The sequence below is a fragment of the Glycomyces dulcitolivorans genome (assembly GCF_003265355.1).
GTDB classification, from domain to species: Bacteria; Actinomycetota; Actinomycetes; order Mycobacteriales; family Micromonosporaceae; genus Glycomyces; species Glycomyces dulcitolivorans.
This window is the reverse complement of the sequence record NZ_QFRW01000236.1, coordinates 1-10,228: the sequence shown is the minus strand read 5'-3', so window position 1 is coordinate 10,228 and position 10,228 is coordinate 1. Positions and strand designations below refer to the sequence as shown.

At 69.8% G+C, this 10,228-nt stretch carries 7 protein-coding genes; 4 read left to right on the top strand and 3 right to left on the bottom strand.

Going from position 1 to position 10,228, the window contains the following annotated elements; translation table 11 throughout:
* Nucleotides 1–406 precede the first annotated feature (406 nt).
* Together DI269_RS15860 and DI269_RS15855 are read left to right on the top strand one after the other, a co-directional pair.
* Complete coding sequence (locus tag DI269_RS15860) at nt 407–2,185, top strand: bifunctional metallophosphatase/5'-nucleotidase (protein ID WP_112137502.1); 1,779 nt, start codon at nt 407–409, stop codon at nt 2,183–2,185.
* Between the two features lie 132 nt (nt 2,186–2,317).
* On the top strand, nt 2,318–3,508 hold the full coding sequence (locus tag DI269_RS15855; RefSeq protein ID WP_112137499.1) for a M20 metallopeptidase family protein: 1,191 nt from the start codon (nt 2,318–2,320) through the stop codon (nt 3,506–3,508).
* A 46-nt stretch (nt 3,509–3,554) separates the two neighbouring features.
* On the opposite strand, the gene DI269_RS15850 is transcribed toward DI269_RS15855, so the two are convergent.
* Complete coding sequence (locus DI269_RS15850; protein ID WP_112137496.1) at nt 3,555–4,055, bottom strand: gluconokinase; 501 nt, start codon at nt 4,053–4,055, stop codon at nt 3,555–3,557.
* Between the two features lie 274 nt (nt 4,056–4,329).
* Between DI269_RS15850 and DI269_RS15845 the strand changes: the two genes are divergently transcribed.
* Entirely contained in the window at nt 4,330–5,430 is a 1,101-nt protein-coding gene (locus DI269_RS15845) for a hypothetical protein (protein WP_198667469.1), read from the top strand.
* A gap of 109 nt (nt 5,431–5,539) precedes the next feature.
* Here DI269_RS15845 and aceB read toward each other — a convergent pair whose 3' ends face one another.
* A complete protein-coding gene (aceB, locus tag DI269_RS15840; protein WP_112137494.1) occupies nt 5,540–7,156 on the bottom strand; it encodes a malate synthase A in 1,617 nt (538 codons plus the stop codon).
* A gap of 66 nt (nt 7,157–7,222) precedes the next feature.
* Nucleotides 7,223–8,542: an isocitrate lyase gene (aceA, locus tag DI269_RS15835; protein ID WP_112137492.1), complete on the bottom strand. Its 1,320-nt coding sequence runs from the start codon at nt 8,540–8,542 to the stop codon at nt 7,223–7,225.
* Nucleotides 8,543–8,672: 130 nt separating this feature from the next.
* Between aceA and DI269_RS15830 the strand changes: the two genes are divergently transcribed.
* Nucleotides 8,673–10,187, top strand: coding sequence for a helix-turn-helix domain-containing protein (locus tag DI269_RS15830; protein WP_112137491.1), 1,515 nt, complete (start codon nt 8,673–8,675; stop codon nt 10,185–10,187).
* Nucleotides 10,188–10,228: the final 41 nt, after the last annotated feature.

Genomic DNA, 10,228 nt, shown 5'->3' with positions numbered 1-10,228 from the left:
GGGTCGGCCGAGGTCGGTGCGGCGGCGGCCGCGCCGCCGACGGCGGGCGCGGCGAGGAGCCCGGCCAGTCCGGCGGACCCGATGAGGAGTCGGCGGCGTCCGAGCGTGTGCAGTTGTTCTGGCATATGGATCGCTTTCAAGGGAGGAGGCGGCCGCCCGTGGCCCCGGGCCGCGTCGACGGGGTGTTCCGTATCGGGGCGAAGCCTCATCAGGGTAGGTGAACGGGAGGTTGCGGACAAGGGACCGGGGTCGGGACGCGCCGTCGCGGTTCGGGCTCGTAGGCCGTTTCGTTGCGGCATCGACACCCGTCGTTCAAGATGGGGTCATGGGATGACACCCGAGGTCAGGTGCAATACTCCAGGCATCCCTCGCATATCCCCGGTGCTGAGTTAAGGAGCAACCCCGAATGGCAGTCAACCGCAGAACCCTCCTCGGCGCATCGGCCGCCGGGGCCGCGGCCGCCGTCGCCGCCGCCTCGCCCGCCGCGGCGAAGCAGTCCACCAAGCGCTACTCGTTCACCGTCATGGGCACCACCGACCTCCACGGGAACGTCTTCAACTGGGACTACTTCAAGGACGCCGCCTACAGCGACGCCGCCGGCAACACCCGCGGCCTCGCCCGCGTCGCCACCCTCGTCGAGCAGGTCCGCGAGGAGGTCGGCAAGAAGAACACCATCCTCATCGACGCCGGCGACACCATCCAGGGCACGCCCCTCGCGTACTACTACGCGCGCGTCGACCCCATCGCCGAGGACGGCGGCCCCGTCCACCCCATGGCCCAGGCCATGAACGCGATCGACTACGACGCCGCCGCGCTCGGCAACCACGAGTTCAACTACGGCCTCGACACGCTCCGCAAGTTCGAGTCCCAGCTCGACTTCCCGCTCCTGGGCGCCAACGTCATCGACACCGAGACCGGCCGCCCCGCCTTCCCGCCGTACCACATCGTGCGCCTGCGCACCCCGCGCGGCCGCGACGTCAAGGTCGCCATCCTCGGCCTGTGCACCCCCGGCGTGACCATCTGGGACAAGGCCATCGTCGACGGCGTCCTGGAGTTCCCCAGCCTCGAATCCGAGGCCGCGTACTGGGTCAAGCACCTCCGCGAGGAGAAGTGCGTCGACGTCGTCGTCATCTCCGCCCACTCGGGCACCTCCGGCACCTCCGCCTACGACACCTCCACGGGCCTGGGCATCGAGAACGCCTCCAAGATCGTCGCCGAGACCGTCCCCGGCATCGACGCGATCCTGGTGGGCCACGCCCACATCGAGATCCCCGAGACCCGCGTGGCCGGCCCCGACGGCGGCGAGGTCGTCCTCTCCGAGCCGCTCTGCTACGGCCAGCGCCTCACCCGCTTCGACTTCGAGCTGGTGTGGGAACGCGGGCAGTGGAAGGTCGAGTCCGTCGGCGCCTCCGTGCTCAACTCGAACACCGTCGAGGAGCACGAGCGGATCACCGAGATCCTCACCGACGAGCACGACGAGGTCGTCGCCTACGTCAACCAGGTCGTCGGCCAGGCGTCGATCGACCTCGTCACGGCCGAGGCCCGCTACAAGGACGAGCCGATCATCGACCTGATCACGAAGGTCCAGGAAGACGTCGTCAAGGCGGCGCTGGCCGGGACCGAGCACGCGGACCTGCCGGTGGTGTCGCAGGCGTCGCCGTTCTCGCGGACCTCGCTGATCCCGCAGGGCGACGTGAAGATCAAGGACCTCTCCAGCCTGTACATCTACGACAACACGCTGGTGGCGAAGCTGCTGACGGGCGCGCAGATCCGGGCGTACCTGGAGTACTCGGCGCAGTACTTCGTGCAGACGGCCGCGGGCGCGCCGGTGACGCCGGACGCGATCACGAACCAGGGCGGTCGCCCGGACTACAACTACGACTACGTCTCGGGCTTCACGTACGAGATCGACATCGCCAAGGCCGCGGGGTCGCGCATCGCGAACCTGAAGTACGCGGGCGCCGACGTCGACGACACGCAGCGGTTCGTGTTCGCGGTCAACAACTACCGCGCGAACGGCGGCGGGAACTTCCCGCACGTGGCCGCCGCCGAGGAGCTGTGGAGCGAGTCGATCGAGATCCGCACGCGCATCATCGAGTGGGTGACCGCGAAGGGCGCGCTCGACCCGGCCGAGTTCGCGTCGGTCGACTGGGTGCTGACCCGCGACGGCGTGCCGGTGTTCTAGCAGGTCTTCGAAGGCGCCGCGGGTCGTTCCGCGGCGCCTTTCACGTTTGCGGGCCGGGCGTGGCAGTATTGCGTCCACCAGGCAAACTGACCGCCCGGCTAGCAACGAGAACCCAATATGCCAGGAGCGCACATGGACTTCCGGGAAGAGGCCGCCGCCATCGAAGGCGACCTGATCGCGCTGCGCCGCGAACTCCACCAGATCCCCGAGATCGGGCTCGACCTGCCCAAGACGCAGGCGGCCGTCCTCGCAGCGCTGGAGGGCCTGCCGCTGGAGATCACCCTCGGGCAGAGCTCGACCGCCGTCACCGCGGTGCTCCGCGGCGGCAAGCCGGGGCCGGCCGTGCTGCTGCGCGGCGACATGGACGCGCTGCCGGTCACCGAGGAGAACGACGCCGACTACGTCTCGAAGCACGTCGGGACCATGCACGCGTGCGGGCACGACCTCCACACCGCCGGGCTCGTCGGCGCCGCGAGGCTGCTCGCCGCCCGCCAGGCGGAGCTCGCGGGCGACGTCGTGTTCATGTTCCAGCCCGGCGAAGAGGGCTGGGACGGCGCGGGCCACATGATCGCCGAGGGCGTCCTCGAAGCGGCCGGCCGCAAGGTCGACGCCGCCTACGGGCTGCACGTCATCTCCGACACGGTCCCGCGCGGGGTGTTCACCACCAAGCCGGGCCCGATGATGGCCGCGTCCTCGGGGCTGTTCGTGAACGTGGTCGGCAAGGGCGGCCACGGCTCGCGCCCGCACGCGACCCTCGACCCGATCCCGGTCGCGGCCGAGATCGTCACGGCCCTCCAGAACCTCATCACCCGCCGCTTCAGCGTGTTCGAGCCGATCGTCATCACCGTCGGCACGTTCCACGCCGGGACCCGGCACAACATCATCCCGGACAACGCGAAGTTCGAGGCCACGGTGCGGACGTTCTCTGAGGAGGCGCTCGCGCAGGTCGAGAAGGAGTCGGTGAAGCTCGCCGAGGACATCGCGACGGCGCACGGCCTCCACGCGGAGGTCCGGTTCGAGCGGGAGTACCCGGCGACGATCAACAACGCCGACGAGGCCGCGTTCATCGCCGAGACCGTCAAGGACCTGTTCGGCGAGGACCGCTACGCCGAGATGCCCGAGCCGGTCATGGGCTCGGAGGACTTCTCGCGGGTTCTCGACGCGGTCCCGGGCAGCTACATGTTCTACGGCGCCACGGTGAAGGACGACCCGAACGACGCGGCCTCGAACCACTCCCCGCGCGCGGCGTTCGACGACTCGGTGCTGGCCGACGGCGCGGCGCTCCTCGCGGAGCTGGCGGTCCGCCGCCTCAACCGCGGTTAGTTAGAACTGGCACGGGGGCGGGCCTTGTCGGCCCGCCCCCGTTGCGCTACTTCAGGAACGCGGCGATCTGGGAGACGAGTTCGTCAGGGGTGTCGGCGATGTCGAGGGTGACGCCGTCCTCGCCCGCGACGAGGGGCTCCAGGGCGGCCAGCTGGGTGTCGAGGAGGGCGGGCGGCATGAAGTGGCCGGTGCGGTGGTCCAGGCGCGAGGCGATCAGTTCCCGACTGCCGTCGAGGTGGGCGAACCGCATCCGGGCGCTCGACTCGCGCAGGACGTCCCGGTAGCGGTGGCGCAGCGCCGAACACGTCACCACGGTGGAGCGGCCCTCGTCGGCGCGGTCGCTGATCCAGTCGCGGAGCTTGCGCAGCCACGGCTCCCGGTCGGCGTCGGTCAGGGGCACGCCCGCGTGCATCTTCTTGATGTTGACCGCGGAGTGGAACTCGTCGCCCTCGGCGAACACCCAGTCGAGCCGCTCCGCGAGGAGCTTCGCGACCGTGGTCTTCCCCGAGCCCGAGACCCCCATGACCACCAGGCACGTCGCCGCCATGTCACTCCCCGTCGATAGGTGATGGTCCGGAGAACCTAACACCGCCCTCAGGTTTGGCGACCGCGAGAGGGAGGCAACTGTAATGAACTCCGAGAGCGCCTTCCACTCGGAAGGGACGCAACCCGTTCGCATTCCGAACACCCACGGCCACTCGCGCGGCCCCCCACCCCATGCCGCGCACCGGGCTACAGCATCGGCGGCCGCGGCGTGTTTGGGCGGCGACACGGCGTTTCTCCTGGTCTGAACATAGAAGTACACGCAGTAACCGATTAGCATGAGCCCCAACACCACCACGGCTCACAAGGCCGAGACTCCACCGCAGATCGGACTAGCCATGCCCGAGTTCGCACCCGTGCGATTGCCGCACTACGACGGCCGGGGCTCCGGCCCCCGCTCGCTGCTTGAGGACGTCGCCGCCTGGGTCGAATCCGAACCCATGCGCGAGCTCCTGCGCCGCCACGGCGGGTCCCTCCCCGGGACCGGGACGGCGACCGATCTGGCGTACCTGGAGGCGTTCTCCGCCGTCCACTGGGACTTCCGCGCCGGCCGCGAGCGCCACGAGACCGCCCCGCAGCCGTTCGACCCCGAGCAGGAGCTCGCCGTCACCGAGGCGGCCCTGGCCCTCGGGCTCGGCGCCGAGCTGAAGCCGCGGCTGGAGCACTACACGCACGTGCTCGTCCTCGGCGGGCTCGTCGCCTCCTGCCTGTTCCGCACCCGCTTCGCCGCCGAGCTGCTCGCGGCCGGGACGGGCGCCGACAACGTCACCGGCGTGGGCGGCTTCCGCCCGCTGGGCCCGGCCGACCTCGAATCGGCGGCGCTCTCGGGGCTCCACTGCGGGGCCTTCGAGGTCGACGCGATCGAGGCGAGCCTCAAGCGCGCCTTCGCGATCGAGGGCGAGCCGCGCATCGACGCCGGCGGCGACCCGCACCGCGAACCGGGCCGGTCGTGGAAGGTCGCGACCTACGAGGCCGGTCCGGTGACCGTGCGCGCCGTCGCCGCCCCGTCCTCGGTCCCCGACCGCCGCCGTGCGGACACTGTGGATACGTGCCGGTTCTGGGCCGACGAGGTCGCCGACCTCGCCCCCGGCGACTCGGTCCTGGTGGTGACCTCCGCGCCGTACACGGCGTTCCAGCACTGCGACGCGATCGCCCACATGGGACTCCCCTACGGCGTCGTCATCGACACGGTCGGCGTCGACCCCGCCGCGCTGCCCGAGCCGCACTTCCGCAAGCAGCACACCGCCAGCGGCTACCTCCAGGAGATCCGCTCGGCCATCCGCTCGATGCGCCGCCTCCACTACGCGGCCGCCACCGCCGAGGCGGAGCTCGCGGTCGAGGCCGCGCGGGCATTAATAGATCCGGACGAAAGCGCTTGAGCCCCTAGGGAACCAGAGGCTCTTACATCGACACCGATATATCTCTATATGTCCCGGGGGCGGCCGACCCCGCGCGCCAGCAGGCGGGGTCGGCCGAGGGGGTCGGCCCTCAGATGAGGAACCGGGTGTACGCGGGCAGGGTGAGGAACGTCGGGTAGTCCTCGCCCAGCGCGCACTCGGTGAAGACCGACAGGGCGTCGTCGAAGCGGTCGCCTTCGAAGCGCTGGAGCGAGCCGAACTCGTCCTTGAGCAGCTGCTCGACCCATTCGCGGGTCACGGTGCGGCCATCGCTCGTGGTCGAGCCGGCGTTGATCCACTGCCAGACCTGCGAGCGCGAGATCTCGGCGGTCGCGGCGTCCTCCATGAGGTTGTTGATCGCCGCGGCGCCCACGCCGCGCAGCCACGACTCGATGTACCGCACGCCCACTTCGAGGTTCTTGCGGATGCCGCCCTCGGTGATCTCCCCCGGGGTCGCCGCGACCTCAAGCAGCGCAGCCGCATTGGGAATGACGTCCTCGCGCTGCCGGTCGATCTGGTTCGGCAGGCCGCCGAGCGTCTCGTCGAACACGGCCATCGCCACGGGCACGAGGTCGGGGTGGGCGACCCAGGAGCCGTCGAAGCCGTCGTCGGCCTCGCGGGTCTTGTCGGCCCGGACCTTCTCCAGCGCAACGGCATTGGCCTCGGGGTCGCGGCGGCTGGGGATGAACGCGGCCATCCCGCCGATCGCGGAGGCGCTGCGCCGGTGGCAGGTCCGCACCAGCAGCTCGGTGTAGGCGCGCATGAACGGCGCGGTCATCGTCACCTGGTCCCGGTCGGGGAGCACGAAACGGGGTCCCCGCTCGCGGAAGTTCTTGATGACCGAGAAGATGTAGTCCCAGCGCCCGGCGTTCAGGCCCGAGGAGTGGCGGCGCAGCTCGTAGAGGATCTCCTCCATCTCGAACGCCGCGGTGATCGTCTCGATGAGGACCGTGGCGCGGATGGTGCCGCGCGGGATGCCGAGGAGGTCCTGGGCGGTGTCGAACACGTCGTTCCACAGGCGCGCTTCGAGATGCGATTCGAGCTTCGGCAGGTAGAAGTACGGCCCGCGGCCCAGTTCCAGCAGCCGGTGCGCGTTGTGGAAGAAGTACAGCCCGAAGTCCACAAGCGACCCGGCGACGGGCAGGCCGTCGACGCGCAGGTGCAGCTCGGCCAGATGCCAGCCGCGCGGCCGCACGATGATCGTGGGCAGGTCCGTCAGGGTCTCACCCGACAGCTTGTACTCCTTGCCCTGATCGCTCGTGAAGTCGATGCGCCGCTCGATCGCGTCCCGCAGGTTGATCTGCGAGTCGATGACGTTGTGCCAGTTCGGGGTCGACGAGTCCTCCAGATCCGCCATCCAGCACTTCGCGCCCGAGTTCAGCGCGTTGATCGTCATCTTCCGGTCGCACGGGCCGGTGATCTCGACCCGGCGGTCCTCCAGGCCCGGGGCGAGGGTCGCGACGCTCCACGAGAAGTCGTCGCGCACGTCGGCGGTCTCGGGGAGGAAGCCGGGGTCGACCCCGTTGGCGATCCGGGTGCGGCGCTGCTGCCGGGCCTGGAGGATCTCCTGGCGGCGGGGCGCGAACTTCCGGTGCAGGGCGGCGACGAACGCGAGCGCCTCGGGCGTGAGGACCTCGTCCTCGCGCTCGACGCGGGGCCCGTTGACCGTGATCCCCGCGTCGGTGCGGGTCGGTGAAGTGGTGACCACTGAGAACTCCTTATGTGGCTGGGGCGGGGTGCGAACCCCGCCCCGACGGACTTGGTCGCTGGGCAGCTAGTGAAATTGTCCCTGCTCGGTCGACCCGGCGAGCGCGAGCGTCTCAGATTTCGGGTTGAGCGCGGACGTGACGAGGTCGAAGTAGCCGGTCCCGACCTCTCGCTGGTGCTTCGTGGCGGTGTACCCGCGGTCCTCCGAGGCGAACTCGCGCTCCTGGAGGTCCACGTACGCGGTCATGCCCTCCCGGGCGTACCCGTGCGCGAGGTCGAACATCGAGTGGTTGAGCGCGTGGAACCCGGCGAGGGTGATGAACTGGAACGTGAAGCCCATCGACCCGAGCTCGCGCTGGAACTTCGCGATCGTGTCGTCGTCGAGGTGGCGCTTCCAGTTGAACGACGGCGAGCAGTTGTACGCGAGCATCTGGTCGGGGTGCTCGGCCTTGATCGCCTCCGCGAACTTCCGCGCCACTTCGAGGTCGGGGGTGCCGGTCTCCATCCACAGCAGGTCCGCGTACGGCGCGTAGGCCCGGCCGCGGGCGATGCACGACTCGATGCCGTTCGTGACCCGGTAGTAGCCCTCGGCGGTGCGCTCCCCGGTGAGGAACGGGCGGTCGCGCTCGTCCACGTCGGAGGTCAGCAGCGTCGCGGCCTCGGCGTCGGTGCGGGCCACGATCACGCTGGGCACGCCCTCGACGTCGGCGGCCAGCCTGGCCGCGTTCAGGGTCCGGACGTGCTGCCCGGTCGGGATCAGCACCTTCCCGCCCAGGTGCCCGCACTTCTTCTCGGAGGCGAGCTGGTCCTCCCAGTGGACGCCGGCCGCGCCCGCCGCGATCATGCCCTTCATGAGCTCGAACGCGTTGAGCGGCCCGCCGAACCCGGCCTCGGCGTCGGCGACGATCGGCACCAGCCAGTCGTCCACCGACTGGACGCCCTCGGCGGCCTCGATCTGGTCGGCCCGCATGAGCGCGTTGTTGATGCGCCGCACCACCTGCGGAACCGAGTTCGCCGGGTACAGCGACTGGTCGGGGTAGGTCTGCCCGGCCAGGTTCGCGTCGGCCGCGACCTGCCAGCCGGACAGGTAGATCGCGTGCAGCCCGCCCTTGACCTGCTCGACGGCCTGGCCGCCGGTCATGGCCCCGAGCGCGTGGGTGTACCCGCCGGTGGCGGCGTCCTCGGTGAGCCGGGACCAGAGGCGCTCGGCGCCGCGGCGGGCGAGGGTGTGCTCCTCGGTGACGCGGCCGCGCAGGCGCACCACGTCCTCGGCGCTGTAGTCGCGGACGGTGTTCGCCCATCGCGGGTCCGAGGCCCACTCGATGGAGAGGCGCTCGGCGGCGAGTTGCGTTTCGATCGCTTGAGGGTCGCGCTGGCTGTCGGACATCGTCGGCTCCGAGAAGTCGGGACCGCATCGGCGGTCATTACTTGCAGGTAACAGAAATCTTTCACGTCTGGCCACGCCTGGGGAGCCGTTCCCGGTGGAAAGAATCGCGTTTCTTCGCAATACTGGGGAAATGACGAACCTGCCTCCGCTCCCGTCGGACTCCCCGCACCGCCCCTGGGGCGCGGCCGAGGCCGCCGAGCTGGCCGCCGACGACGTCTCGGTCGACCTCATCAGCCTCGGCAAGCAGATCCGGCACCTGCGCAAACAGCGCGAGATGAGCCTGGAGGACCTGGGCGCGGCGGTCGGCGCGGCGCCTTCGCAGCTGTCGCTGATCGAGAACGGGAAGAAGGAGCCGAAGCTGTCTATGCTGCGGGCGCTCGCGAAGGCGTTCGGCGTTTCTTCCGACGAGCTCCTGGGCGCGGAGCCGCCGAACCGGCGCGTTGCGCTGGAAATTGAGCTGGAAAGGGCCCAGCGCAGTTCGCAGTACCGCTCGCTGGGCCTCCCGTCGGTCAAACCGTCGACCCGCCTCCCGACTGAGGCCCTGGAAGCCCTGGTGGGGCTCCATCGTGAGGTGGACCGCCAGGTCAACCTCCACACGGCCACACCCGAAGAGGCCCGCCGAGCGAACACCGAACTGCGCCGCCGGATGCGCGACAAGGACAACTACTTCGCCGACATCGAGGCCGAGGCCCGCACGCTCCTAGGGAAGGTCGACTACGCGGGCGGCCCGCTCTCACAGCACCAGATCGCCGACCTCGCCGCGCACCTGCGGTTCACGCTGCACCACGTCGACGACCTCCCGCACTCGACCCGCTCGGTCACCGACCTGAAGCACCGCCGGATCTACCTGACGCAGGTGGGCACGGGCTCGCACGACCCGCGGACCGTGCTGCTCCAGGCATTGGCGAGCTACGTGCTGGAACACGAAGTCCCCAGGACCTATCTGGAATTCCTGGGCCAAAGAGTCTCCACGAACTACCTCGCCGCGGCTCTGCTGATCCCAGAGTCAAGCGCGGTGGCCTTCCTAAGAAACGCCATGTCCGACAAGGAAGTAGCGGTGGAAGACCTGCGAGACAACTTCGCGGTGTCCTACGAAGCCGCGGCCCACCGCTTCACCAACCTGGCGACGCACCACCTCGGCATCAGGACCCACTTCCAGAAGGTCCACAAATCCGGGATCATCTTCAAGGCCTACGAGAACGACGACGTCGCCTTCCCCGCCGACCCGACCGGCGCGATCGAGGGCCAGCCGATCTGCCGGTACTGGACGAGCCGCCAGGTGTTCGACGTGCCCGACAAGTTCAACGCGTTCAACCAGTACACCGACACCGCGACCGGCACGTATTGGTGCACGGCCCGCACCGAGCGCAGCGCCGACGGCCTGTTCTCCCTCTCCATCGGCGTGCCGTATGAATCGGCGAAGTGGTTCCGCGGCAAGGAGACCAAGGCCCGCTCGGTCTCCCGCTGCCCCGACCCCGACTGCTGCCGCAACCCCCCGCGACAGCTTGCGAAGGTCTGGGCCGGCCAAGTCTGGCCCACCGCCCGAGCCGCCAGCTCCCAACTCGCCGCAATGCCCCTGGGCTCCTTCCCAGGCGTCGACGAAACCGAGGTCTACCAGTTCCTGGAGCGCCACTCCAAGGGCTAGCGATCGGCAGTCCGCGGACGGGCTCGCGCCCGTCCGCGGAC

Coding starts and splice junctions, on each gene's coding strand:
- DI269_RS15860 (WP_112137502.1), top strand. CDS start 407: ATGGCAGTCAACCGCAGAACCCTCCTCGGCGCATCGGCCGCCGGGGCC.
- DI269_RS15855 (WP_112137499.1), top strand. CDS start 2,318: ATGGACTTCCGGGAAGAGGCCGCCGCCATCGAAGGCGACCTGATCGCG.
- DI269_RS15850 (WP_112137496.1), bottom strand. CDS start 4,055: ATGGCGGCGACGTGCCTGGTGGTCATGGGGGTCTCGGGCTCGGGGAAG.
- DI269_RS15845 (WP_198667469.1), top strand. CDS start 4,330: ATGAGCCCCAACACCACCACGGCTCACAAGGCCGAGACTCCACCGCAG.
- aceA (WP_112137492.1), bottom strand. CDS start 8,542: ATGTCCGACAGCCAGCGCGACCCTCAAGCGATCGAAACGCAACTCGCC.
- DI269_RS15830 (WP_112137491.1), top strand. CDS start 8,673: ATGACGAACCTGCCTCCGCTCCCGTCGGACTCCCCGCACCGCCCCTGG.